This is a genomic window from Dyella sp. ASV21, from assembly GCF_016428975.1.
GTDB lineage: Bacteria > Pseudomonadota > Gammaproteobacteria > Xanthomonadales > Rhodanobacteraceae > Dyella.
This window is the reverse complement of sequence record NZ_JAELTT010000035.1, coordinates 1-25,526: the sequence shown is the minus strand read 5'-3', so window position 1 is coordinate 25,526 and position 25,526 is coordinate 1. Positions and strand designations below refer to the sequence as shown.

The 25,526-nt window shown below is 65.3% G+C and carries 24 protein-coding genes; 13 read left to right on the top strand and 11 right to left on the bottom strand.

What is annotated here, in order from left to right; genetic code table 11:
* The first annotated feature begins 14 nt into the window (after positions 1-14).
* Positions 15-923, top strand: coding sequence for an AraC family transcriptional regulator (locus tag JHD67_RS12985; protein WP_199099610.1), 909 nt, complete (start codon positions 15-17; stop codon positions 921-923).
* Positions 924-998: 75 nt separating this feature from the next.
* On the opposite strand, the gene JHD67_RS12980 is transcribed toward JHD67_RS12985, so the two are convergent.
* The 4 genes from JHD67_RS12980 to bioD form a co-directional block, all read right to left on the bottom strand.
* The gene (locus JHD67_RS12980) at positions 999-1,694 is read right to left on the bottom strand and encodes a CBS domain-containing protein (RefSeq protein WP_199099609.1); all 696 of its coding nucleotides are present in this window, start codon (positions 1,692-1,694) and stop codon (positions 999-1,001) included.
* Positions 1,695-1,834: 140 nt separating this feature from the next.
* Positions 1,835-4,039, bottom strand: coding sequence for a peptidyl-dipeptidase Dcp (gene dcp, locus JHD67_RS12975; protein WP_199099608.1), 2,205 nt, complete (start codon positions 4,037-4,039; stop codon positions 1,835-1,837).
* Positions 4,040-4,131: 92 nt separating this feature from the next.
* Positions 4,132-4,482, bottom strand: a complete 351-nt coding sequence (locus JHD67_RS12970; protein ID WP_199099607.1) for a hypothetical protein — start codon at positions 4,480-4,482, stop codon at positions 4,132-4,134.
* A gap of 49 nt (positions 4,483-4,531) precedes the next feature.
* Positions 4,532-5,203, bottom strand: a complete 672-nt coding sequence (gene bioD, locus JHD67_RS12965; protein WP_199099606.1) for a dethiobiotin synthase — start codon at positions 5,201-5,203, stop codon at positions 4,532-4,534.
* A 108-nt stretch (positions 5,204-5,311) separates the two neighbouring features.
* On the opposite strand from bioD, the gene JHD67_RS12960 reads away from it, so the two are divergent.
* On the top strand, positions 5,312-5,806 hold the full coding sequence (locus JHD67_RS12960) for a GAF domain-containing protein (RefSeq protein WP_199099605.1): 495 nt from the start codon (positions 5,312-5,314) through the stop codon (positions 5,804-5,806).
* A 31-nt stretch (positions 5,807-5,837) separates the two neighbouring features.
* Here the strand turns inward: JHD67_RS12960 and yihA are convergent, their stop codons facing one another.
* Positions 5,838-6,473, bottom strand: coding sequence for a ribosome biogenesis GTP-binding protein YihA/YsxC (gene yihA / locus JHD67_RS12955; RefSeq protein WP_199099604.1), 636 nt, complete (start codon positions 6,471-6,473; stop codon positions 5,838-5,840).
* Between the two features lie 110 nt (positions 6,474-6,583).
* On the opposite strand from yihA, the gene JHD67_RS12950 reads away from it, so the two are divergent.
* The 5 genes from JHD67_RS12950 (at position 6,584) to JHD67_RS12930 (ending at position 10,368) form a co-directional block, all read left to right on the top strand.
* Complete coding sequence (locus JHD67_RS12950) at positions 6,584-7,357, top strand: c-type cytochrome (RefSeq protein ID WP_199099603.1); 774 nt, start codon at positions 6,584-6,586, stop codon at positions 7,355-7,357.
* 65 nt (positions 7,358-7,422) lie between these two features.
* Positions 7,423-8,301: a thiol:disulfide interchange protein DsbA/DsbL gene (locus JHD67_RS12945; RefSeq protein WP_199099602.1), complete on the top strand. Its 879-nt coding sequence runs from the start codon at positions 7,423-7,425 to the stop codon at positions 8,299-8,301.
* A gap of 48 nt (positions 8,302-8,349) precedes the next feature.
* Complete coding sequence (locus tag JHD67_RS12940) at positions 8,350-9,009, top strand: thiol:disulfide interchange protein DsbA/DsbL (protein WP_199099601.1); 660 nt, start codon at positions 8,350-8,352, stop codon at positions 9,007-9,009.
* A 118-nt stretch (positions 9,010-9,127) separates the two neighbouring features.
* On the top strand, positions 9,128-9,937 hold the full coding sequence (locus JHD67_RS12935) for an endonuclease/exonuclease/phosphatase family protein (protein WP_199099600.1): 810 nt from the start codon (positions 9,128-9,130) through the stop codon (positions 9,935-9,937).
* Positions 9,934-10,368, top strand: a complete 435-nt coding sequence (locus tag JHD67_RS12930; RefSeq protein ID WP_199099599.1) for a hypothetical protein — start codon at positions 9,934-9,936, stop codon at positions 10,366-10,368. The genes JHD67_RS12935 and JHD67_RS12930 overlap by 4 nt, the downstream gene beginning before the upstream one ends.
* On the opposite strand, the gene JHD67_RS12925 is transcribed toward JHD67_RS12930, so the two are convergent.
* Entirely contained in the window at positions 10,267-11,886 is a 1,620-nt protein-coding gene (locus JHD67_RS12925) for a glycoside hydrolase family 17 (RefSeq protein WP_199099598.1), read from the bottom strand. The two genes, JHD67_RS12930 and JHD67_RS12925, sit on opposite strands and share 102 nt — an antisense overlap.
* Before the next feature lie 184 nt (positions 11,887-12,070).
* Between JHD67_RS12925 and JHD67_RS12920 the strand changes: the two genes are divergently transcribed.
* The 4 genes from JHD67_RS12920 to JHD67_RS12905 all read left to right on the top strand — a co-directional run bounded on the left by JHD67_RS12920 (position 12,071) and on the right by JHD67_RS12905 (position 18,482).
* A complete protein-coding gene (locus JHD67_RS12920) occupies positions 12,071-14,140 on the top strand; it encodes a transglycosylase SLT domain-containing protein (protein WP_199099597.1) in 2,070 nt (689 codons plus the stop codon).
* A 13-nt stretch (positions 14,141-14,153) separates the two neighbouring features.
* Positions 14,154-15,101: a complex I NDUFA9 subunit family protein gene (locus JHD67_RS12915; protein WP_199099596.1), complete on the top strand. Its 948-nt coding sequence runs from the start codon at positions 14,154-14,156 to the stop codon at positions 15,099-15,101.
* 35 nt (positions 15,102-15,136) lie between these two features.
* Positions 15,137-16,366, top strand: coding sequence for a multifunctional CCA addition/repair protein (locus JHD67_RS12910; RefSeq protein WP_199099595.1), 1,230 nt, complete (start codon positions 15,137-15,139; stop codon positions 16,364-16,366).
* A gap of 160 nt (positions 16,367-16,526) precedes the next feature.
* Positions 16,527-18,482: an LTA synthase family protein gene (locus tag JHD67_RS12905; protein WP_199099594.1), complete on the top strand. Its 1,956-nt coding sequence runs from the start codon at positions 16,527-16,529 to the stop codon at positions 18,480-18,482.
* Between the two features lie 92 nt (positions 18,483-18,574).
* Here JHD67_RS12905 and JHD67_RS12900 read toward each other — a convergent pair whose 3' ends face one another.
* Complete coding sequence (locus JHD67_RS12900) at positions 18,575-19,768, bottom strand: SAM-dependent methyltransferase (RefSeq protein ID WP_199099593.1); 1,194 nt, start codon at positions 19,766-19,768, stop codon at positions 18,575-18,577.
* A gap of 100 nt (positions 19,769-19,868) precedes the next feature.
* Positions 19,869-22,055, bottom strand: a complete 2,187-nt coding sequence (locus JHD67_RS12895; protein WP_199099592.1) for a TonB-dependent receptor — start codon at positions 22,053-22,055, stop codon at positions 19,869-19,871.
* A gap of 196 nt (positions 22,056-22,251) precedes the next feature.
* Between JHD67_RS12895 and JHD67_RS12890 the strand changes: the two genes are divergently transcribed.
* Both JHD67_RS12890 and JHD67_RS12885 read left to right on the top strand, forming a co-directional pair.
* Entirely contained in the window at positions 22,252-22,899 is a 648-nt protein-coding gene (locus JHD67_RS12890) for a hypothetical protein (protein WP_199099591.1), read from the top strand.
* A gap of 58 nt (positions 22,900-22,957) precedes the next feature.
* Positions 22,958-23,704: a pteridine reductase gene (locus JHD67_RS12885; RefSeq protein WP_199099590.1), complete on the top strand. Its 747-nt coding sequence runs from the start codon at positions 22,958-22,960 to the stop codon at positions 23,702-23,704.
* Between the two features lie 24 nt (positions 23,705-23,728).
* On the opposite strand, the gene JHD67_RS12880 is transcribed toward JHD67_RS12885, so the two are convergent.
* From JHD67_RS12880 to folB, 3 genes are all read right to left on the bottom strand, one after another.
* Positions 23,729-24,586: a DUF6159 family protein gene (locus JHD67_RS12880; protein ID WP_199099589.1), complete on the bottom strand. Its 858-nt coding sequence runs from the start codon at positions 24,584-24,586 to the stop codon at positions 23,729-23,731.
* An 83-nt stretch (positions 24,587-24,669) separates the two neighbouring features.
* Positions 24,670-25,152, bottom strand: coding sequence for a 2-amino-4-hydroxy-6-hydroxymethyldihydropteridine diphosphokinase (folK, locus tag JHD67_RS12875; protein WP_199099588.1), 483 nt, complete (start codon positions 25,150-25,152; stop codon positions 24,670-24,672).
* A gap of 4 nt (positions 25,153-25,156) precedes the next feature.
* Positions 25,157-25,516, bottom strand: coding sequence for a dihydroneopterin aldolase (gene folB, locus JHD67_RS12870; RefSeq protein ID WP_199099587.1), 360 nt, complete (start codon positions 25,514-25,516; stop codon positions 25,157-25,159).
* Between the last annotated feature and the right edge of the window lie 10 nt (positions 25,517-25,526).

Sequence of the window (25,526 nt, the reverse complement as noted above, 5' to 3'; positions counted from 1 at the left end):
CAGGAAGCTTGTCCATGTACATCGAACCGAACCCCTCCTGTCCGGCCGGTGTCCGCCCTCGCCTGGTCGAACCCGCGCTGGAATCGCTGCTCAATCAATCGATGCTGCAGGTGCAGGTAGTGGCTGAGCTGCACCGCTGCGGCGAGTGGTTCCTCGATGAGCCTCGATACGAATGCGGCCTGTTTCACCTGGTAGGTCATGGCGACTGCCAAGTGGAAAGCGCCGTGCTCGCACAGGGCATCACGCTGGAAACTGGCGACCTGGTGATTTTTCCGCACGGCGCGCCGCATCGCTTGCGCGGCGTCAACGGCAGCGACCGCACCAGCCTCATCTGCGGCGAGTTTCGTTTCATCGGCACAACGTCGCATCCGCTGGGGCTCGCGCTGCCCGCGTGCATGGTGATACGCGCCGAACGCTCCAGCACGCCATTCCGGCAGCTTTCGGCGATGATGGTGGAGGCGGTTCATCAGGACTGTGCAGGTCGGCAGGTGCTGTTGAACAAGCTGGCCGACGCGTTGTTCACGCTGGCCATTTGCGATTACGCACGCGACACCGACGAGCGCCAGGGTCTATTCGCCTCACTCGCCGATCCGCGCATCGCACGCGTGCTTCACGCCGTGCACGACCAACCGGGCAAAGCGTGGACCATGCAGTCGATGGCCGCCCTCGCCTGCATGTCACGCTCCGCCTTTGCAGAGCGCTTTACCCAACTGATGAAAGTGCCGCCGATCCAATACCTCACCCAATGGCGGGTAAGCCTTGCCGAGCAGTGGCTGCGTGACCGGCAGCAATCGGTGGCGGGCATCGCCCAGCAACTGGGTTACAGCAGCGAAGCGGCGTTCCGGCGGCTGTTCAAGCGCGTCAGCGGCATCTGTCCTGGCCGCATCCGCGGTGAGAGTGCGCGTCAGGCCATGCTCAACTGAGTGCCTGCGGCGCGGCGCCCAGGGATGCTCGGATCGACCGCCTCAACAGACCTCATCGGTCAGGCCCCCGTCGGTCTACATATAAGCCGTGGTGGCATCCACCGTGGTCAGCTTATCGGTGACACACACCACGCCGGGCACGTTCTCCACCAGTACGCGCAGCGCCTGGCGCATAGCTTCATTGGTAACCACGCCATCGAGATCGACCGCACCCCGCGCCACGTTGACCTGGACGGCCGAACGCGTGATCCAGGGATGACGCAGCATTTCCTGATGAATGTGCTGCTGGATATCCGCATCGGACGCCACGCCATCGGCGGCTTCCTTCGGCAAAGCGGCAAGGAATACGCGCATCAGATCGGCCCGGCTGAGGATGCCGACCAGCCGCCCATCGCGCGTCACCGGCACGCGCTTGATGTGATGACGCTCCAACAAGGCAACCGCATCGCCCAGGGGCGCCGATTCTTCCACCGTGAGCACCTCGCGGGACATCAGGTCGCCGACGCGACGACTGTGCGTGCCCACGTACTCCTGCGCGAGACGGCGCGGACCGAGCACCCACTCCAGCCAACGGGGGCGACGGCGCTCCGTGCCCACTTCCGAGCGACGAATGAGGTCGCCTTCGGTAAGGATGCCGATGAGGCCGCCCTGATCGTCCACCACCGGCAAGCCGCTCACGCGTGCGCCCAGCATGATCTGCATGGCAAGCGACACCGGATCGCTGACAAGCGCGGTGCGCACCTCGCCATTCATTGCGTCGCCAACCTTCATGTCTTCGCCTCCGCCGATGGAGGCAGTATGCGCAAGCAGTCGCCCTGGGCATTGATCGTCGTCAATGTCGCACGGGCCGCAAGGCGCGGCAAAAAAAGAGGCCGGCATGGCCGGCCTCTTCTCACACGCGACGAAACGCCTTACTTCTTCTGCGGCGCTTCCTTCAGGCCGCGGTTCAGCAGCATCGGCTCGATGCTCGGGTCCTTGCCGCGCCAATCCTTGTACAGCTTGCTCAGCTCTTCGGTATTACCGCGCGAGAGAATCATGGCGCGGAAACGATCGCCGTTTTCGCGGGTCAAGCCACCCTTGTCCACGAAGCCCTGGAACGCATCGTCCGCCAGCATCTCCGTCCACAGGTAGGCGTAGTAACCGGCGGCGTAGCCGTTGCCCCAGATGTGCTGGAAATAGCTGGAACGGTAACGCGGCGGCACGTAGCTCAGATTGATCTTGGCCTTGGCGAGCGCGTCGGCTTCGAACTTGTCCGGGTCCTGCTTGGGCGCATCGGCACTCAGGCTGTGCCAACTCATGTCGAGCAAGGCGGCCGAGACCAGCTCGGTCATGTCGTAGCCCTTGTTGAAGGTCTTGGCCTTCTTGATCTTCTCCACCAGCTCGGCCGGCATCGGCTCGCCGGTCTTATAGTTCTTGGCGTAGTTGGCGAAGACCTTCGGATCGGTCGCCCAATGCTCGTTGAACTGCGACGGGAACTCCACGAAGTCACGCGCGGTGGCCGCGCCCGACAGGCTCGGGTACTGCGAGTCGGCGAAGATGCCGTGCAGGCCGTGGCCAAACTCGTGGAACATGGTAATCACGTCGTCGAACGACAGCAGGGCCGGCTGGCCCGGCGCGGGCTTGGTGAAGTTGGCAACGTTGAAGATCACCGGCTTGGTGCCCATGAGCTTGGACTGGTCGACCAGGTTGCTCATCCAGGCGCCGCCGTTCTTGTTGTCGCGCTTGAAGTAGTCGCAATAGAACAGCGCCAGCGAGGTGCCGTCCTTGTCGAACACTTCGAACACGCGCACGTCCGGCTGCCAGACGGGGATATCCTTGCGCTCCTTGAAGGTCAGGCCGTAGAGCTGGTTGGCGGCGTAGAACACGCCGTTCTGCAGCACGTTATCCAGCTCGAAGTACGGCTTGATCTGCGATTCGTCCAGATCGTACTTGGCCTTGCGCACCTGCTCGGAGTAGTGATTCCAGTCCCATGCCTCGACCTTGAAGCCACCCTTCTGCTGGTCGATCACATCCTGGATGTCCTTGGCCTCGCGCTCGGCACGCGCCGTGGCGGCCGGAGCCAGCTTGTCCATGAAGGTGAGCGCCGTTTCCGGCGTCTTGGCCATCTGGTCTTCCAGCTTCCAGGCAGCGTAGCTGGAGAAGCCCAGCAGCTTGGCCTGCTCGGCGCGGATCTGCGCAATGCGCGAGATCAAATCGCGGGTGTCGTTGGCGTCGCCCTTTTCGGAGCGGTTCCACGAGGCCTTGAACAACGCTTCGCGGGTGGGGCGATCGTTGAGGCTCTGCAGCGCCGGCTGCTGCGTGGTGTTCTGCAGCGGCAGCACCCACTTGCCATCAAGCTTGCGGCTCTTGGCGGCCTCGGCGGCGGCGGCGACGTCGCCATCGGACAGACCGTCGAGCTTGGCCTTGTCGTCGATCACCAGCGCGCCGTCCTTGGTGGCGGCCAACAGCTTGTTGGTGAACTGGGTGCTCAACGAGGATTCTTCCTTGTTGAGGTCCTTCAGCTTGGCCTTATCGGCGTCGGAGAGCTTGGCGCCGCCGCGCACGAAGTTGCTGTAGGTCACTTCGACCAGGCGCTTGGATTCCGGATCGAGCTTGAGCGAGTCGCGCTGGTCGTAGATCGTCGAGATGCGCTTGAACAGCTTATCGTTCATCACGATAGCGTCCTGGTGCTCGGCGAACTTGGGCGCCTCATCCTCCTGCACCTTTTGCAGCGCGTCATTGGTGTTGGCGCCGCTGACCGCGTCGAACGCATGCATGGCGCGGCTCAACAGCTGGCCGGACTTCTCCATCGGCACGAAGGTGTTCTCGAAGGTCGGTGCCTCCGGGTTGTCGGCGATCTTCTGGATCTCCTCCAACTGCTGCTTCATGCCTTCCTCGAAGGCCGGCTGGTAGTCGCCATCCTTGATCTTGTCGAACGGCGGCGCCTGGAACGGCAGCGTGCTGGGCGAGAAGAACGGATTCACGGCGCTGACCTCGGCGGAAGGCGCGGCGGCGGTGCTGGCCTTGGCCGGCGCGGTGCTGGCGGGCGCCGGCTGGGCGGCCTGCTCGTTGGACTGCTGCGAGCAGGCGGCGAGCGCGATGGATGTAGCAATGACGAGCGTGCGGAGACGGAGCATCGGGGTTCCCCAAGTGGGTGGTACAGAATCCCGAGCCTAACCACACCGTGGCCTGGGTGCCAAGGGCAGGAAGTCGTGCTTGACCGTGCGACTCAGGCTTTGCGCATGTCGCGCAGCTGCCAGCTGGACCCGATCAGCAGGTTCAGGCGATGGCGCACGATGCTCATTGGAAGGTCGGTGATCAGGTCCATTTCGATGTGCAGGTCGCGCACCCGGGCGCTGGCCGTGGCGGATGGATCGGTCACCGCCAGCGCGGCGTCCACTTCATCGGGCTCGTCCTGCATGGCGCGCCAGCGCTCGAACAGCTCGCGCGTGCGCATGGCCTCCTGCACGGCGGCCGCAAGATCCTCCGGGCCGGCGCCGTCGAAGCTGAGCTCGGCTAGCGGGCCGCGCGCCTTGGCGAGGTCGTCGATGGAAAGGTAATAGTGACTGCGTATCGACATGGGGTATCTCCGCAAGAACCCGTGCATGCAAGCACGGCCCGCGTGAAGATCACTCCAAGATGGCGGATACGTCCAGGCGCGGTGCCGCCGCCCGCGGCGTTTCGCCGTAAGGCAGCACGCCGAGACAGGGCGCGGGCAGCAATTGGCGCAAGGTGTCGAGGTTCTCCTCCACCGCGGCCATCTGGGGATCGATCAGGTTGCCGATCCAGCCGACCAGGCGACAGCCATCGGTGGCAATGGCGCGCGCGCTGAGCAAAGCATGGTTGATGCAGCCCAGGCGCAGGCCCACCACCAGGATCACCGGCAATTGCCACTGGCGGGCGATGTCCGAGGCGAGCAGGCCACGCGACAGCGGTACCAGCCAGCCACCCACACCCTCCACCAGCACCATGTCGTGCATGTCGCGCAACCGCTCGAAACTCTCGAACAAGGGTGCCAGGCGCACTTCCACGCCATCGTGAGCCGCCGCCAGGTGCGGCGACAGCGGCTCGCGCAGTGCCATCGGGTTGATCCACTCGTAGGGCATCAGCTCGCTGCTGGCCGCCTGCAGGGCCAGCCCATCCTCGTTGCGCAGCCCTTCGGCGGTTTCCACGCAACCGCTGGCGACGGGTTTCATACCACACGCACTGAGCTCGCGCGCCTGCAGGGCATGCAACAACGTGCAGGTCGCGTGGGTCTTGCCCACGCCGGTATCGGTCCCGGCAATAAAGAACGTGGACATATGCGCTTCCCCTGGTGGCGGCCCATGGCGGTGTGGAACCGGGCGGCTGCCCGCCTTCCGGTGCGGGCGCATAATAGCGGTCTTTCTTTCCAGTCGAGGCGAATGCCCATGTTTGAAGTGACCACGCAAGCCTATGCCAGCAAGCGCGAGCACTACGAGGACCTGTGCCAGCAAGCGCGCGGACTGATGGAAGGCGAGCGCGACCTGATCGCCAACGCCGCCAATTTCTCCGCGCTGATCTACCACGGCCTGCCCGACCTCAACTGGTGCGGCTTCTATCTCTACGATGGCAACGAGCTGGTGGTGGGTCCGTTCCAGGGCAAGCCTGCCTGCATTCGCATCGCGCTGGGCCGTGGCGTGTGCGGCACGGCGGCGCAGTCACGCCAGACCCAACGGGTGCGCGACGTGCATGAATTCGACGGCCATATTGCCTGCGACGCGGCCTCACAATCGGAGATCGTGGTGCCGCTGGTGCACGCCGATGGGCGCCTGTTTGGCGTGTGGGATGTCGACAGCCCGTCCGTCGCGCGTTTCGATGCGGACGACCAGGCCGGCATGGAAGCGCTGTGCAAGGTATTCATGGACGCCATCGAGCACCGCTGAGCGACGCCATGAACGCTCGCCGCCGTGCGACTTACTCGCGCGGCGTGTTGAGCAGGGTCATCACCGTGGCGCGCGCCTCGTCCACACCGGTGGGCGTATGCGAGGAAAACATCTGCGCGGTGGCCTGCGTGCCGCTGGCCGCCATCTCCTTGCGCAAGGCCGCCAGCGCCTGCGATGCCTGACTGCGCGACAGCTTGTCGGCCTTGGTCAACAACACGTGGCACGGCAGGTGCGTGGCGAAACAGAACTCCAGCATCATCCGGTCGAAGTCCTTGAGCGGATGGCGGATGTCGGCAATCAGCACGATACCGCGCAGGCTCTGTCGATGCTTGAGGTAGGCGTCGATCTCCTGCTTCCAGTGCTCGCGCAGCTCCTCGGGCACCTTGGCGTAGCCGTACCCGGGCAGGTCGATCAGGCGCGCGGTGAGCGGCGCCTCTCCCTCGCCCTGGATCAGCGGCGGCAGGGAAAACGCGACCATCTGCTGCGTGCGCCCGGGTGTCTTGGACGTGCGCGCCAGGCCGCGATGGCCGGTGAGCGTATTGAGCGCACTGGATTTGCCCGCGTTGGATCGGCCCGCAAAGGCCACCTCGGCGCCACTATCGGAAGGAAGTTGGGAAATTCGGTGGGCAGCCAGTATGAACTGGGCGCCCTGCAAAGGATTGGACATGGTTTGACCGGCTAAGGTGGCACGGAGATAATCGGGGAGTTTCTGCCATTGGCGGACGCGCAAGCCAGCGCGAGCCGTGCAGCCATCGCAGTACTTCGGGAGACAAGTGTATGAGTTTTCGGCCCGCCGGTTTCCGGCCCGCTGTAGTTCGTTATGCCGTAGTCCTCGTTTTTGCGCTGTCTTCCAGCGTGCTGCTCGCCCAGGAGGCCAAGACTCCCGCCTCCGCGTCCACTACCGCCCAGCCGGCGGCCGCTCCCGCTGAACATGCGCCCGCTCCTGCGGCGCAAGCCGCCATCAAGCCGGGCGACGCCACGGCCGGCGCCGGCAAGGCCGCTGCCTGCGGTGCCTGCCACGGCATGGATGGCAACTCCAGCGACCCGCAATACCCCAAGCTTGCCGGCCAGCACGAGTCGTACATCGTCCGCCAGCTCGCCGATTTCAAGTCCGGCAAGCGCCAGAACCCGATCATGCTGGGCATGGCCACCGCATTGTCCGAGCAGGACATGCACGATATAGGCGCCTACTTCGCGTCCAAGGCCTCACTGCCGGGCGTGGCTGACCAGGCACTGGTCGAGCGCGGCGAGCAGCTCTATCGCCAGGGCGATACCACCAAGGGCGTACCGGCCTGCATGGCATGCCACAGCATCGATGGCCGCGGCAATCCGGGCGCCATGTATCCGCAGCTGACCAGTCAGCACGCGCAATACATCGAAGCCACCCTCAAGGCTTGGCATGATGGCACGACCTGGGGCGACGATGCCCACGCGCAGATCATGCCGGGCATTGCCAAGAAGCTGGACGAGAAGGATATCGCCGCCATCGCCAGCTACGTTGAAGGCCTGCACGCCACCGGTGGCGCCTCGGGCGCTTCCGCCGCCAAATAATCGCTTCACGACACGCCGGCCCCGGCCGACGTGTCGGCTTCATGCCGCTCCCGTCGAGGTTTTCCATGCTTAAACGTCTGTCGTTCCTATGTGCGTCCCTGCTGGTGCTAGCGGCCTGCAGCAATAACAACGATAGCGCCAACACGGCGCCGCAACCCACCCCGGCGTCCACCGCCGCCCCGGCCGCGCAACCCTCGGCAGCCTCCACGGCCAGCGCCCCGGCCGCAGCCGCCAGCACGGCTCCCGCCACGCCTGCCCCCGCCAGCAGCAGCCAACAGGCCGCCGCCCCGACCCCGGCACCCGCCGCACCGGCCACGCCTTTCGTGGACAATGGCAAGTGGGTGGAAGGCAAGCACTACGTGCGCCTGGAGCCTGCGCAGTCCAAGGTCAGCAATACCGACAAGATCGAAGTGGTCGAGGTGTTCTCCTATGGCTGCCCGGCCTGCAACCAGTTTCACCCGACCATGAACAAGCTGGCGCAGGAGCTGCCCGCCAATGCCGTGGTGGCCTACCTGCCGGCATCGTTCATGCCCCAGGAAAACTGGCCGATGTTGCAGCGCGCCTTTCTCACCGCGCAAGCGCTGGGCGTGGCTGACCAGGCCAATGACGCGATGTACGACGCCGTTTGGAAGACCCAGGAACTGACCGCCATGAAGGGCGCCGGCCTCAAGCCCGTCTCGGCGCTTCCCACGCTGGAAGACGCGTCCAAGGTCTATGCCAAGTTCGGCGCCAATCCGCAGGAGTTCCTGGCCGTCGCCAACTCCTTCGCCATCAATACCAAGGTCAAGCGCTCGGACGACCTGCTCAAGGCCTACGGCGTGGAAGAAACCCCGACCATCGTGGTAGATGGCAAGTACCGTCTCACCCCGCGCTCGGCCGGCGGCAATGAGCAGGCGGTGGAACTTACGAAGTGGCTGGTGTCCAAGGAAGCGGCCGGCAACTGAGCCCGCTTCCTCCATACCCACCTCATCGCCCTCCAAGAGTAGCTGTCCATGTTCAAGCGTTTTGCCACCGTGCGCGTGATCGCGCTTCTCGCCAGCCTGGTGCTGGCCAGCGCGTGCACCGCCGCCGGCTCGGGTGACCAGCCGGCGCCTTACACCGAAGGCACCGAGTACGTCACCATCCCCGGCCCCGCCCAGCGCCTCGGCAAGGAAGGCAAAGTGGAGGTGGTCGAGGTGTTTTCCTACGGCTGCATCCATTGCGCGCACTTCGCCCCCCTCGCCGACCAGTTGCGCAAGCAGCTGCCGCCCGGCGTAACGCTCAAGCTGTTGCCGGCGGCTTTCAGTGACGATTGGGTGCCTTACGCCCGTGCGTTTTACGCGGCCCAGAAGCTGGGCGTGCTGGAACAGACCCACCTGGCGCTGTTCAAGGCCAAGTTCGACGACCACTACCCCATCTCCACCCTGGATGAACTGGCCGACTTCTACGCCAGCCGCGGCGTGAAGCGCGATGACTTTATGCGCATCGCCAGCTCCGAGGAGGTCACCGCGCAGATCCGCCACGACATGGCGCTGGTCAAGCAGTGGCAGGTGGACGGCACGCCGACCATCATCGTCGACGGCAAGTACCGCAGCGCCAACGTGAAGACGCTGGAGCAGCTGTCCGCCCTGACCCAGTGGCTGGCCAAGCGCGAGCTGGCTGGCGGCAAGTAATCCGCCCTGGGGAACGCGCAGGAACTTCCCCCGCGTTCACACCCGCCTGGGCATGCTTACGGGCCGGCCGCCGCCGTGATGGCGGCGGCCACCCTATTGCGACTAACCTGCCCGCCCGATGAATCGCGCCCCCGCCCCGCCTCCCGCCGCCCCTGAGCGCCGCCTGCGCCTGCTCAGCTGCAACATCCTGGCCGGCGCCAGCGTGCAGCGTTACAGCGAATACCTCACGCGCAGCCTCAATGCCATGCTGCCGGGCCGCAGCAAGCTGGATAACCTGGATCGGCTGGCCGAAGTGCTGCCACAGTTCGACGTGATCGGCCTGCAGGAGGCCGATGCCGGCAGCCTGCGCTCGGGCTTCCTCAATCAGACCCGCTATCTGGCCGAAGCGGCGGGCATGCCGTTCTGGAGCCACCAGCCCAACCGGGCCATGGCGCGACTGGCCCATTCGGCCAATGGGCTGATCAGCCGCCTGGAGCCCAAGAGCGTGCTGGATTACCCGCTACCCAGCCGCATTCCCGGCCGCGGTGCCCTGCTGGCCCGCTTTGGCGAAGGTAACGACGCGCTGGCGGTGATGATCGCCCACCTCTCCCTGAGCGCTCCCGCGCGTGCCAAGCAGCTGGGCTTTATCGCCGAAGTGCTGCAGGACTACCCCCACGCGGTATTGATGGGCGACCTCAACACCGAGGTGCGCAGCAACGAAATGCGCCACCTGTTCGCCCGATGCAGCCTGGTGCCGCCGCCGCACACCACGCCCACCTTTCCCAGCTGGAAACCACGCCGGGCGCTGGATCACATCCTTACGTCCGAATCGATCCAGCTCGACAAAGTGTGGGCGCTGCCTCAAGCCTTCTCCGATCACCTGCCACTGGCCGCCGAAATCCGGCTGCCTGGGCATCTTGCCCCCCGCCCCCACCGACTCCGCCGATGAAGCGCACGCTCACTCTCGTCCTGCCCTGGTTGTTGATGCTCGCTCTTGGCGCCTTAGCCTGCCTGCTGCGCTATCGCCTGGTGGAATCGGCCGAGGTGGCGCGGCTATGCGAGACCGCGCATGCGCTGCCTTGCGAGCTGCGGCACCTGACCGTGCTCGGTTTTATCACCGGCAACATCTTCGGCTGGGCCATCGGCGTGTTCGGCTGGGTCGCGCTGGCCGCCACCGCCGCGGCCATTGCCTGGAAGAAACTGCCGCTGGCCTGGCTGGCCGCCAGCACCGGGCTGATCGCCGTGGTGCTGTATTGCTTTGTGCCGGGCGCGCTGGCGTTATTGGTGGGCTGCCTGCGCCTGGTGCGACTGCAATCGGCCGGCGCGACGCCAGGGGATGAATACCGCGGTGCTCAAGGTCAGGTTCACCGCCAGCCATAGCCAGGCGGGCGGGCTCTCGCCTACGTCCTGCGCCACCACGATGGCGCCCAGCAGCGGCATGACACAGGCCATGAAGCGTTCTTCCACGGCCGGCATCTCGGCGTGACGGCTGTCCAGCAGAGCGGCCAATAGATAGCCCAGCGCAGGCAACCAGAACAGGCCCAGCGGGAAATCGCGGTAACGGCCATCGAACACCAACAGCAAGCCGTAGAAGGTCAGGCCGAACAACCACGCGAAGCGCAGCTGGCGATCCGGTCCACGGGTGATGGGCGCGCCTGCCAGACGAGCCGCGACCCAGCGAGCCAGCGCCAACGCGGTGCCCAGGGCCACCAGGCACAGGGCGCCGGAGATCAGCCATTCCCCTTGGTCGCGGCAGGCGTACCACATCTGACGGAACTGCCAGGCCAAGGCGGTGCCGCTGGCCAGGCCCGCCAGGGCCAGCGCCATGCGGCCACGAACACCGCGCCACTCGGCACGCCAGAGCGAGGCCAGCACGAACAGCAGTGCGCCCGCGGCACCCGCCCACCAGCCATCGAGCCAGCGCGACTCCTCCACCACCGGTCCCTGCATGGAGAACTTGGGTCGCGCGTTCACGTCGAAGATGCCCCAGTAGCCACCCACCGTGCCTTCCTGCTCGCGCTTCCACGGCTGATCGAAGGCTTCGATCACGTTGTAGGGCATGTCCACGTTGCCGGCGTAACGGAGGAAATCGCGCAGGTAGCGCGCCTCGTTGACCAGGCTGGCCGCCGCACCACGGCGCTGCTTACCGTGGCTGGGCCAGCCGGTTTCGCCAATCATCACGGCCCGGCCGGGGTAAGCCGCCTTCACCCGCGCATACACCTGGGCCACGTGCTGCAACGCGTCCTTGGGCTCCACCGGCGCGTCCTCCCAATACGGCAGGATATGGATGGTGATGTAGTCCACCGCATCCAGCATCTGCGGATAGCGCAGCCAGAACTCCCACACATCGGCATAGGTCACCGGCACATGCGTGTCGCGAATGGCCTCGCGCATTTCGTTGACGTAAGCGGCCAGGGCCTTGGGCGACTGCTCGCCACGCAACAGCACCTCGTTGCCCACGATCACGCCGCGCAGTACTTCCGGATGCGCCCTGGCGGTAGCGATACCCATCTGCAGCTCGTGCTCGTTGGCCACCGGGTCGCGGCCGATCCACACACCCATCAGCACCTTCATGCCGTAGCGCTGGGCGATCTCCGGCACCGCGCTCAGGCCAAAGCCCTGCGAATAGGTACGCACGCAATCGAAGCGCTCGGACAGCGCGCGCAGGTCGGCGTCGATGCGCTCGGGGCTGACGTAGGCACGCGGGTTGAGCGGTGTCTCGCCAGGCTTGCGGAACGGTGCGTAAGAAACGCAGGCGATATGCGCCGTGGGCGTATCGGGCAAGGACACCGGCCGGCCGATTTGCCACCACCAGTAAGCGCCGGACAGCGCGGCAACCACAAGAATGAACCACGCGAGCGGGGCAACGCGGGACGATGGCGAGAACGATGGCGACATGCGCTTCCTGGGATGCGCCACACCCGGCGCGTCGGGAGCGTGGATTCTATCAGGCCGCCCCGCTCATGCCGTTTCACGCCACGCTCAGCGGTCGTTGGCCATGCTGGTCGGCCCCATGCAGCGCGCCGCCGTCCCCGCGGAGTCCGCGAAGTACACTGCGGCGGGAACGAGATAAGGAGTAGTCATGTCCCTGCACGCACCGCGGCGCTTCGCCCGACGCTTGCTCATCGTAATGGCCGGCCTCTGCCTGGCCGGAGCCGCCAGCGCTGCCGAACCCAGCCAGGCGCAGCGCAGCGCCTTCAAACAGGCCTATGCCGCCGCCCAGCAAGGTGGCGATGGCTGGCGCAGCCTTGCCAGCGGGCTGCAGGACTATCCGTTGTATCCCTACCTGGAAGCCGCCGCGCTCACCCAGGACATCCGCCAGATCGACCGCGCCCGTGTGGAGGATTACCTCAAGCGCAATGCCGGGCTGATCCCCGCCAACGACCTGCGCCGCGACTTTCTCACCGAACTGGCCCGCCGCCAGGATTGGGACAATTTCCTGGGGATGTACCAGCCCGGGCTGGGCGACGCGCTGAGTTGCAATGCGTTGCAGGCGCAAATGGCACGCGGCGCCACGCTGGACTTCAACCGCGATCTTGCCGCGCTATGGGCCAAGCCCAAACTGCCCAATGCCTGCGATCCCGTGCTGAGCGCCGCGCACGACCAGGGCCTGCTCACGCCACAACGCCTGTGGGACCGCATCGACACCGCCGCGGATGCCAACCAGCCCGGCACCGTGGCCGCGCTGGCCGCGTGGCTGCCGGCTGACCAGGCTAGCTCGGCCCAGCATATCGCCACGGCGCTGCGCGACCCAGGCACCGCCACCACTACCGCTGCGCAGTGGCCCGATACGCCACGCGACCGCCAGGCGGCGATGCTGGCGCTGGAACGCCTGGCGCGCCGCCAGTCGGTCACCGCCGATATTGCCTGGCAGAAACTGCAGGGCCGCTTCAGCTTCACCCCGGAGCAGCGCAATCGCGTGCTGTACGCGCTGGCCCTGTTCCACGCCACCGACTACGACGACAGCGCGATCGCGCGACTGGTCGCCCTGCCCGCCTCGGCACAAACCGACGTGAGCCGCGAATGGCGCGTGCGCGCCGCACTGGCACTGCAGGATTGGAAAGCCGTGCTCGCCGCCATCGACGCCATGCCGCCCACCCAACAGCAGGACGGTGAGTGGCGCTGGTTCCGTGCGCGCGCGCTCACCGCCCTGGGCCGCGACAGCGACGCCCAGCACGTGCTCGCGCCGTTGGCGCAGGAGTCGACCTTCTTCGGCTTCCTGGCTGCCGACAAGCTCAACGCGCCCTACGGCATCTGTCCGCTGCAACTCACCACCGATGCGCAGCGCCAACAGGCGCTGCTGGCCAATCGCGGCCTGCAGCGCGCGTTTGAGCTGTTCGCGGTGGATCTGCCCAAGCTGGCACGACGCGAGTGGAGCGCGGCCCTGGACGGCGCCGATATGGATACGCTGCGCCAAGCGGTGGACCTGGCCTATCGCCGCGGCTGGTACGACCGCGCCGTGTTCACCTTGAACAGTGGCGATGGGTTGCGCTACTACGAGCACCGCTTCCCGCTGGTCACCCAGGATGGCCTGGTGACGCAGGCCGAGCAGGCCGGCATTGATCCTTCCTGGGCTTACGCCATCCTGCGCGCCGAAAGCGCGTGGATGAGCGATGCACGCTCCGGTGCCGACGCGCGCGGCCTGATGCAGCTCCTGCCCTCCACTGCCGTGCTGGTCGCCAAGCGCAATGGCATCGCCTGGGGCGGCGGCGACACGCTGTACGACCCGGTCACCAATATCGTGCTGGGCACGCGCTATCTCGCGCAGATGGCCGGTCGCTTCAACGGTGCGCCCTGGCTGGCGAGCGCGGCCTACAATGCTGGGCCGGGCAAAGTGGACCAGTGGCTGGAGGCACGCGGCACGCTGCCGCCGGATCTGTTCGTCGCCACCATCCCGTACAAGGAAACGCGCGAGTACGTGGCGCGCGTGATGTCCTTTGCCGTGATCTACGACTGGCGCCAGCACGGCAATGCGGTGACCATGTCCGAACGGTTCACGCCGATCGGGCAGACTTATCGCCTGCCCGACGGCAACAGTCAGCGTAAGCTGGTCACTTGCACCGCCACCGCTCCGGCGCCAACGGAAGCACCCACCGCCGCCCCAGCCAGCAGCATGGCTCCGCCGGCATCGACCTCGAACGGTCCACGTTGAAACGGAGCTCCCGGTGATTCGCAAGGCACAACAATTGGTGGTATTGGGCGGCAGCGGCTTCGTGGGCGCGCACCTGATTCCGCGACTCGCCGCCGACGGCCATCGCATCCTGCTGCTGTCACGCAACCGCGAGTTGCAGCGCGCGCTGAGCGTGCTGCCTACCGTGCGCACCCGCAGCGTGGACGTGTATGACGGCAATGCACTGCGCCGCCAGTTCGAAGGCGCCGATGCGGTCATCAACCTCGTGGGCATCCTCAATCCGCAGGGGCGGCACAGCTTTCAACGCGCCCATGTGGAACTCGCGCAGCGCGTCATCGGCGCGTGCCAGGCGGCACAGGTAACGCGCCTGCACCACATGAGCGCACTCAAGGCCGGCCAGGGCTTGTCGCAGTACCTCAAGAGCAAAGGCGAAGCCGAAGCCCATGTGCGCAACTCCTCGCTGGACTGGACCATCTACCAGCCCAGCGTGATGTTCGGCGTGGGCGATGGCCTGGTGAGCCGCTTCGCTCAACTGCTGCGCCAACTGCCCGTGTTGCCGCTGGCGCGCGCCTCCTCGCGCCTGGCCCCTACGTGGGCCGGCGACGTCGCCGAGGCCATCGCTCGCTGCGTGGGCGATGACAAACTGGGCATGGATCGCAGCCTCGAACTCTACGGGCCGGAGGTGCTGACGCTCGGCCAGATCGTGCACGCGATCCGCGATACGCTGGGCCTGCGCACACCCATCCTGCCGCTACCCGATGGCCTTGGACGCCTGCAGGCCCAGGTAGCCCAATGGCTACCCGGCAAACCGTTCTCGCTGGACAACTTCCGTACGCTACGCACCGACTCCGTGGGCAAGCAGGACGGCTATGCCGCGCTGGGCATCACGCCGCAGCCGCTCACCGCATGGCTGCCGCTGCTGCTGGGCACGCCGTCGCGGCAACGACGACTGGCTGCGGCGCGCGCCATGGTCTATCGATAAACGGGACGCGCCGCCCTTCGTGGCAGAATCGCCACATGCGTATCTATCTCGTCGGCGGTGCCGTCCGCGACAAACTGCTCGGCCGCGCGGTCACCGACCACGATCACGTCGTGGTCGGTGCGCGCCCCGAAGACCTGCTCGCCCAAGGCTATCGCCCGGTAGGCAAGGATTTCCCGGTATTTCTGCATCCGGATACCGCGGAGGAATACGCGCTGGCGCGTACAGAGCGCAAAACCGGACATGGCTATCACGGCTTCGCCTTTCACGCCGATCCTTCCGTGACCCTGGAGCAGGATCTGGCGCGACGCGACCTCACCATCAATGCGATGGCGGAAGCGGACGACGGCAGCCTGGTCGATCCATTCGATGGCGCACGCGATCTCGACCAACGCTTGCTCCGCCATGTATCGCCCGCCTTTGTGGAAGATCCCGTGCGACTTCTGCGCGTGGCCCGCTTCGCCGCGCGCTTCGCCCCACTGGGTTTTCGTGTGGCGCCGGAAACCATGACGTTGATGCAGCAGATGGTGCGCGCTGGCGAAGTGGATCACCTGGTGCCCGAGCGCGTATGGCAAGAAACCCGCAAGGCGCTGGGCGAGGCGCAGCCATCCGCATTTTTGCGCGTGCTGCGTGAATCGGCCGCGCTGGCGGTGCTGTTCCCCGAGATCGACGCGCTGTACGGCGTGCCGCAGCGCGCGGAGTTCCATCCCGAAGTCGACACCGGCGTGCATGTGGAAATGGTGCTGGACATGGCCGCGCGCCTGGCCCCAGGCAATGACCTGGTGGGTTTCTGCGCGCTCACCCATGACCTCGGCAAGGCGTTGACCCCGTCCGATGTGCTGCCTCGCCATGTCGGCCACGAGCACGCCGGCGTGGCGCCACTGCGCACCCTGGCCGCACGCCTGAAAGTACCCACGGAATTTGCGGCGCTGGCCGAGCAGGTGTGCCGCGAGCACCTCAACGCACACCGCGCCTTCGAACTCAAACCCGCCACCGTGCTGCGCTTGCTGTCGTCACTGGATGCCCTGCGTCGCCCCGAGCGTTTGCAGGTGTTCCTTGCCGCCTGCGAAGCAGACAAACGCGGTCGCCTGGGCCACGCAGATGACGACTATCCCCAGGCCGCCTATCTGCTGCAAGCGCAGCAAGCGGCGGCGGCCGTCCATGCCGAGCCTTACGTGGCCCAAGGCCTGCAAGGCCCCGCCATCGGCGAGGCACTGGCCGCCGCACGGGTAGCAGCCATCGCTGCAGTGCGACAGTCCTTCACCTGAAACCTGGGGCGCGCCGATCCTCCGTGTCGGCGAATGGCCGGCTAGAATGCCCTGTCACGCCGGCGCGGTTTGCGCCCGGTCCATCCCAGCCGTGTATAAAGACGGGTCAGCCATCACGCGTTTGAGGTGATGGCGCGTCATCCGCTTTCCGGAGTCTTTTGTGTCGATCGAGCCTAGCCCGAGTTCTCCGCTGCGCCAGCGCTTCCGTCCGCTTTGGTGGCTGGCCATCAGCTATCTGCTGATTGGCGGCGTTACCCGCATCGCCCTGCTGTTCATGTCCGGCAGCGGCGTTCCTATGAATCCGCTGTATTGGGCATATGCCTTCGGCGTGGGCATGGCGTACGACCTGCTTGCCTTCGTCTACCTCGCGTGGCCGCTGGTGCTGTACCTGTGGCTGGTGCCGCGCACGATCTATCTGTCGCGCCTGGGCCAATGGCTGCTGTATGCCGGCGGCGCGGTGCTGCTGTTCGGCCTGATGTTCGTCGCCGCTTCGGAATTGGTGTTCTGGGGCGAGTTCGGCACGCGCTTCAACTTCATCGCGGTGGACTATCTGGTCTACACCACCGAGGTGATCGGCAATATCCGCGAGTCGTATCCCCTGGGCACCTGGATCAGCCTGCTCGCGCTGGCGACACTGGTCATTGTGTGGCTGAGCCGCCGCGGCCTGCGCGCCAGCGACAACGGCACGCGCTTCTGGCAGCGCGGCAAGGTAGCCCTGGTGTGGCTGCTCATCACCGTGGTCACGGCCGTCGGCATCAAGGGCACCTATAAGGACCACAGCGACAACGCCTATGTGAACGAGCTGGCCGGTAATGGCGTGTACGAATTCTTCGCCGCATTCCGCAGCAGCCATCTCGATTACTCGCGCTTCTATCGCAGCCTTCCCGACGATGAAGCGTTCAAGCGTGTGCGCGAGCGCATCAAGACACCGGACGCGACCTTCATCAGCGACGATCCGCGCGACCTGACCCGCGAGATCCGCCACGCCGGCCCGGAGAAGCACCTCAACGTGGTGCTTATCAGCATCGAGAGTTTCTCGGCCGACTTCCTCAAGGAGTTTGGCGACAAGCGCGACATCACGCCCAACATGGACGCGCTGATCGGCCAGAGCATGTTCTTTGACAACCTCTATGCCAACGGCACCCGCACGGTGCGCGGCCTGGAGGCGCTGTCGCTGTCGGTACCGCCGACGCCGGGCGACTCCATCGTCAAGGCGCACAACAACGAGAACCTGTTCTCGGTAGCCGATGTATTCAACGACCGCGGTTACCAGTCGGACTTCGTCTACGGCGGTTACGGCTACTTCGACAACATGAACTACTTCTTCTCGCACAACGGCTATCGCGCGGTGGATCGCAACGATATCGCCAAGGGCGAGACCATCCATCACGAGAACGTGTGGGGCGTGGCGGACGAAGATCTCTACACGCTGGCGCTCAAGCAGATGGACGAGGCCAATGCGCAGGGCAAGCCGTTCTTCCTGCACATCATGACGACCTCCAACCACCGCCCGTTCACGGTGCCGGCCAACCGCGTGCCGCAGAAAAATGGAACCCGCGAGGCCGCGGTCGCCTATACCGATTGGTCCATTGCCGACTTCATCAAGCGCGCGCGCGCCAAGGCGTACTTCGACGACACCATCTTCGTAATCACGGCCGATCACTGCGCCTCCAGCGCGGGCCGCACCAGCGTGCCGATCAACCGTTATCACATTCCGCTGTGGATTTACGCACCCAAGCACATCGCCCCGCAACGCGTGACGCGGCAGGTGTCGCAGATCGACATCATGCCGACGGTGCTGGGCTTGCTGAACTTCAGCTACCGCAGCCGCTTCTTCGGCGCGGACATCTTTCAGCTGGAGGCAGGTCGCGAGCGCGCCTTCCCCGCCACCTACGAAAAACTGGGCTACCTGCACGGGCCGGTGCTGACGGTGCTGGAACCGCAGCGCAAGCTGGAGCAAGTGCGCCCGGATTTCGAAACCGGCGACGCCGTGCCCAATACACCGGTGGACGAAAGCCAGGTCGACGACGCCACCGCCTACTACCAGGTCGCCGCGTACCTGTTCAAGCACGGCCTGCTGGGGCGTCGCAAGGAAGACAGCACGCCGGTGCAATGACGGCGAGCGGAGTGCGTGTCCATTCGACACGCACGATGCCACGGGGCGGCAAGCGCAAACCGCCGCCCCATCACTGCCAAGCAAGAACAGCGTTACAGCCGATCGCCCTGATCGGCTTCCAGCAGCTCCGCCGGTAGCGGTACAACGTCCATGTTGCGTGCAAACAGCATGGCCTGGAAGCGCTCGCCCATCTGATCGGGCATGGTGAGCTTCTTCACTTCCTGCGCCAAGCGGTAGCGTGCGGCTTCGTCTGGCGCCGCGGTGTATGCGGCTTCGAATACTTGCTGCAGGCCGCTGCCGATCAGGAACTGTGCCTGCGGCAGATACCCGGCCACGCTGAAGCCGGCGCTATTGCCGGCCTCCGCCAGCGCGGTGAAATCCACCGAGGCAGTAAGGTCATTGAGACCCGGCAGGTAAAGCGGGTCGGCGTGAGCGCGATGACGGTAGTACGCGCGCAGCGTGCCATCGTTACGTTCGGGCAAGTAGAGTTCGCGGCGTACATAGCCGTAGTCGATGAACAGCATCAGGCCCGCGCTCAGCGTGCCGGCGATGGCCTGGATCCAGTACGGCAGCTGCGGCAGGATCTCCGAGCGATAGCCGTCGACGAATTCCAGCTCCATGTCGCGCTCGACATGCCGCACCGCGCCGGAAACCAGGGCATCGGCGGGGCGGTCCACGCGCATCAGGCGGCCCTCGCCGTCGAGGGCCACGTATTCCTCATAGACTTCGCCGGTTTTCATGGCAAAGCGCGTGGTGGGCAACGCGTCGATCACCTCGTTGGCGAACAGCACGCCGCGCCATTCCTGCTCCGGCGGACGGTTGAGCCACAACACACGAGTGAACACATCGGCGGGCAACGCCGCCTCCAACCGTTCGCGCTGGCGTTCGCGCAGATCCGCACTGGGTTCGAGGATGAAGTAGTGCCGCGGCAAACTGCCGGCGGCGGCAAACGCCTTGAGCGCGGCCTCGGCAAAAGCGCCGCTGCCTCCGCCGAGTTCGAGGAAGTCAGCATCCTCGCCGAGCATGTCGAGCACCGGATGCACGGCACTGACAACGCAGCCGGCGAACAACTCCCCCAACTCAGGCGCGGTGATGAAATCGCCTGCCTCACCGAACTTGGTCTTGCCCGCGCTGTAATAGCCCAGACCCGGCATATACAGGCAACGCTCCATGAACTGCGAAAAGGGCATGGGCCCGTGCGCGGCAATTTCTTCGCGCAGGCGCGTCGACAGTCGATCGGAATGCTCGCGCTCGTCGGCGCTGGGCTCGGGAAGTTGGGAGGACATGCGCGTCACCTGAAAATAAAACGCGCCAAGGATAACGCATGCCCCGCCATAGCCTCGTGAGGGAGGAGGTGGCTATGGCGGGGCACCGGCCCAGCTAACCTTAGAAGTCGAAGTCCTTCTGCACGCTCAGGAATACGCCGCGACGCGGCCCGTACTGCGGGGCGCCCACGCCCACGCCGGTGCCGTCGCGCAGTTCGTAGGTACGGTCCAGCGCATTGATCAGCGCCAGTTGCGTCTTCAGCGTGCCGAAGCTGCCGATGTTGAAGTCGTGCGCCACGTTGAGGTTGAGCTGGAAGTAGTAGGGCAACGAAGCGCCGTTGGGTACGCCCGGAGCCTCCTTGCGCAGACCGCTGCCGAAGATGAAGTCGGCGCCTGCACGGGTGGTCCCTGTGAACGCATAGGTCACACCACCCGAGGAGGTCAGCTTCTGGTCGTGATCGAGGTGAATCCAGTTGCTGTAGATGTAGGCCAGCTCGTCCGGGGCAAAGTTGTACTGGCCGGTGGCGACCTGCTTGCCCATGGCGCGGTTGAAGGAGGCATTGAAGTACGCCGACACCGGGCCATTGCTGTAGTTGGCGGTGAACTCCAGGCCACGGATGCGACCGTACTCGTAGTTGAAGTTGGAGTAGATCAGCGCCGCGCCGAACTGGCCTTCATCCTGCAGACGACGCACCTCGCGGTAATACGCATCCAGGCCAAGGGTGAGGTTGGAACCCACCTTCTGCTGGATGCCCATGTCGTAATAGTCCGAGCGCTCGGACAACGGCAGGTTATTGCCGCCGCTCGGCAGCTGGTTGGTGGTGCCATTGAAGCGCGCGATGTTGCTGTCATCGATCACTTCGGTGGCCGGCGGCGTGAAGTAGCGCGAATAGCCTGCGTGCACCGTGGTGGTGTCAGTTGCCTGGTAGACCACGCCCAGGCGCGGACTCAACTGGCTCTCGGTGCGGAACAGCTCGTAGCGGTCGCCGCGCAGGCCGTAGTTCACCGTCCACTTGTCGCCGATGCTCCACTCGTCCTGCACATAAACCGACCACGTGCGCGCCAGCAGGCGCGTGGCGTCATAGATGTTGATCGGCGTGGTGCTGGCCTGCGACCCGTCCGGGTTGGCCGGGAACACCAGCGAATTGTTGCTGATGTTGCCGCGCTCGAACTCGCCATACAGACCGTAGCGCAGCGTGTGGTTGTCACCCAGCGGGGTGGAGAAATCCGCCTGCAGCGTGTTGGCGCGATTGGTGCGGCCAATGGTGGAAGCCACGCCATTGAACATGAGGTCGCCGATGTCGTCCGGCGTAAAGCCTACGTGGCTGTAACGCTGACCCAACGACACCTGGTAGTCGGTCTTGCCCCATTTACCCTGCAGCGAGAGCACGCCGAAACGGGTCTGTTCGCTCTGGCGTTCATTGAGGTCGGCGGAATTGAAGTTCACCGTGTCCAGGTAGCCGAATTGCGGCGTCTGGTCGGGGTTGTTCGGAATCTGGAAGCGGTTGTTGGTCATGCCGAACATGAAGCTGATGCGCGTGTTCTCGTCGATCAAGTACGAGATATCGCCAAAGCCCTTCACCTGATTGGTGTGGTCATGGATCGGCTTACGGCTGGAGGTGGGGTTTTCGATGCCCACGTCGTTTTCCAGATAGTTCGCCGTAACGAACCAGCTCCAGCGATCGCTACTGCCCCACAATGATGCATTGGGGTTGAGCGTGCCGAGCGAACCACCCGTTATGCCCACGCTGCCGCCATTGCCCAGCGAGTGACCGCTCTTGGTGTCGATATCCACCACGGCCGCCGTGCGCAGGCCATATTGCGCCGGCAGCGCGCCGTCGAGCAGCTTCACGCTCTGAATGGTGCGCGCATCCAGCGTCTGGCCGAAGCCGGAAATCGACTCGGGGATGATCACGCCATTGATGCGGTACTGCAGGTTGGCATGGTCGCCGCGTACATGCAGGCCGCCGTAGGAATCCTGCACCACGCCCGGTGCCTGCAACAGCACCTGGTTGAGCGGCGTGGAGTCACCCAGCGGCAGCTGCTGGATCGCCTTCTGGTCGATCACGTACTGGCTGCTGCCGGTATCGGGCGACAATGCGTTGCGCGACTGGTCGAGCGCAGCGGACACGTCGACCGCACTCAGCTGCTGGACCTTGGCCGGCTTGTTGCTGCCGGCGCCGCTGGCATCGCCGCCGGGCGGCGTGGCGGTTACGGCGTTACCGGCATCGGGCGTGTTCTGCGCATAGGCCGCCGACGTGACGCCCAGGGCAACAGCAAGACTCAAAGCAAGCAAAGAAGGTTTCATCGGGGTTCCGGAAGGGGCAGCGAGCTAGTTATTTTCGATACGTTATAACATATCCATTCCGGCCAGGACTTCACCTGCCCCAAAAGTCATGTATCCCTACCGTCACCCCACCGCGAAGACGGGGTCAGCCCGCTTTCATGGCGGGGTCCTACACTGGGCCACCCCTCGGCCCCAGTGGCCACGCGAGCAACGTCGTATGCGCAAATCTTCCTCGCAGCTTCCGGCGGTGATCACCGACCATAGCCGGGTCACCCAGGCGATCCTGGACTTCGTCAGCCAGATTCCCGACAGCAACGTCGAAGGCAGCCGCCATCCGGAACGGGAGGCCCAGCGCCTGGCGACGCGCGCCGCCCAGCGCGCCGGGCTCACGGCCGGCTCACTGGCGTTGCCGCCCGGCCCGCTGGGATGGCTTACGGTACTGCCCGAGCTGATCGCCATCTGGAAGATCCAGGCGCAAATGGTGAGCGACATCGCCGCCGCCTACGGTCAGCACTCGGAACTGGGGCGTGAGCAGATGCTGTGGTGCCTGTTCCGGCACACCGCGGCTCAGGCGTTCCGCGACCTGGTGGTACGCGTGGGCGATCGTCTGCTGTTTCGCCGAGTCAGCTACGCCGTGGCCGAGCGCGTCGCCAAAACGGTGGGGATCAAGGTAACCCAGCGCGCGGTCGGTAATGGCCTCTCGCGCTGGCTGCCGGTGGTGGGCGCCATGGGTGTGGGGGCTTATGCCTACTACGACACGGGACAGGTCGCACGCACCGCCATCGCCATGTTCAGTGCGCCCTTTGCGACCGACCACGGCGATACCTCGGCCAGCACCGAAGTGGAAACCAGCCGCGCCGGATGACGGCAGGGCTGCTTTGCGGCAAGCTCGCAGCCCCGACGCGTCACGCAGGAGCCCACGCATGAGTCCACGCCACGAGCGTCCGGTCGCCCTCATCACCGGTGCCGGCAAACGCGTCGGCGCCGTCATCGCCCGCACGCTCCACGCCGCGGGTTACGACCTGGCCCTGCATTACCGCCATTCGGCAACGGAAACCGAACTGCTGGCCGCCTCGCTGGAACGCATGCGCGCCAACAGCACCTACACGGTGCAAGCCGAACTGGCGGACATCGACGGCTTGCACGGCATGATGGAACGCGTGCTGGCCCGTTTCGGCCGGCTCGATGCGCTGGTCAACAACGCCTCGGCGTTCTATCCCACGCCGGTCGGCACTGCGACCGTGGCGCAATGGAACGAGTTGTTCGCATCCAATGCGCAAGCCCCGTTCTTTCTCAGTCAGGCGGCCACGCCCGCGCTGCGCGAGGCAGGGGGCGCCATCGTCAATCTGGTTGATATCTACGCCGAGCGTCCGCTCGCCCAGCACCCGCTGTATTGCATGGCCAAGGCCGCACTGGCCGCCATGACGCGCTCGCTCGCGCTGGATCTGGGCCCGCAGGTACGCGTGAACGGCATTGCTCCCGGCGCGGTGATGTGGCCCAGCGATGGCAAGCCCTACGACGACCAGCAAGCCATGCTGGCGCGCACGCCGTTGCAGCGTGCGGGCAGTCCCGAGGATGTGGCTGGCGCGGTGCTGTGGCTGCTGCGCGACGCCCCGTTCGTCACGGGGCAGATCATCCGCATCGATGGCGGGCGCACGCTGTCGGTATAAGCGACAGCGCGCACCGCCGAGGTCTTACTTCTTGGGCTTGAACGCCTGTTCCAGCAGCGCCTGATCGAAGCCATAACCCACCCGGCCTTCTTCGGCGTACTGGTACAGCGCCGCCGCGTAGATTCCCTGCAGCGAGGCCTGGATCAATCCGAGCATGGTGAGGCCGATCGCCACCACCGCGAAGGCGATGATGATGGCGGCGATGGACTGCAAGGCGAAAGCACCCACGATCAGGCCCGCCGATACCAGCATCGCCAGCACCATCAACAGGCCAAACACCACGCCGATACCGGCGTTGCCGATGATGTTTTCGCCCCAGGTGCGCTTGAGCAGCTCCACGCTACGCTTGATCGCATCGGTGGGCCCCACGTCCTGACTGGCCAGCACCGGCACAACCAGAAAGGTCGCCACCGTCCACGCCACGCCGAACAGGCCAATCACCAGGCGGCCGATGAAACCCAGGCGTTCCTGCAAGGCACGCAGCAGCATGCCCACGGTGGCCGAGATCAGCGCATAACCGAAGATGCTCACCACGCGTTCGCGCGCAATCGCAAAACCCTCGGCAAAACTGGTGGGCTGACCACGCAGACGCATCAAGGCCGCACCGGCCAACGCGGTGTTGAAGAAAATGATGACGAAGTACTGCACCAGGTAGAACAGGAACATCGCCACATAACCGCCGGCCGAGAAGCCGCGCTGGTGCTCCACGCCCGCCTCGGCGGTAACCGCGAGGGTGTAGCCGACGGGAATGAGAAAACTCGCCGCCACCAACAGGCAGCAGATGCCCGATGCCAGCGGAAACATCAGCAATGACTTATCCGAACGCAAGACGGCAGCGCTGGCCTTCATCAGGCTCCAGCTGCGCGAAAATCGACCTGCCATAAATGACCTCCTTGTAGATGACCGGGAACTTCTAACACTCGCCACCGCGCCCCGACAGTGCCGGCTGGTGGCGGTCTTTCACATCACAGCGGCTCCACCACCAACGGCTCGCTTTCAGCGGGAAACGCTGCCCACAACGTCGCCATGGTCTGACCGCTCACCGGATGCGCCAGTTGCGGCGCGATATCGGCCATCGGCTTGAGCACAAAGGCATGACGCAGCTCTTTGCGCGGAATGTCCAGGTGACCCGCGCCCTGGCGAACCAGGTCGTCGTACAGCACGATGTCGATATCCAGCGTGCGATCGGAAAAGCGCGGTACGTCGCGTCGGCGCCCGTGTTGATCCTCCAGCGCATGCAGCCAGGCGTTGAGATCTTCGGGCGACAGCTCGGTATCCAGCCCCACCGCCAGGTTCACAAAATCGGCGCCATCGAACCCGACCGATTTGCTGCGATAGGCCGGCGATACGCTGAGCGTGCCAAAGCGCTCGCGCAACGCATCCAGGGCAGCGCGCAGATGCCGCACCGGCTCTAGGTTGGAACCCAAGCTCAAATAGACGCGCGCCATGGCCTTACTCAGGACGCGCGCCGCGTTCGATGCGCACGCCCACGGCCTTGGCGCCACGCACCGCGCCAGGCTTGGACAACTTCAGGCGCACCCACGACACGCCAAACTCCTCGCGAATGATCGCCGCGCAGCGCTCGGCCAGCGTCTCCACCAGACCGAAGCTGGAGTTGCCCACGTATTCCATCAGGCGCTTGGAGACATCCTTGTAGTTGAGCGTAAGCGCGATGTCGTCGGTGGCGGCTGGCACGGTGTTGTCGAACGCCATCTCGATGTCGAGCGACAGCGTCTGGCGCACACGGCGCTCCCAGTCGTAGATGCCGATGACGGCGTCGATGCGCAGGTCTTCGATGAAGACGATATCCATGGGAATCAAG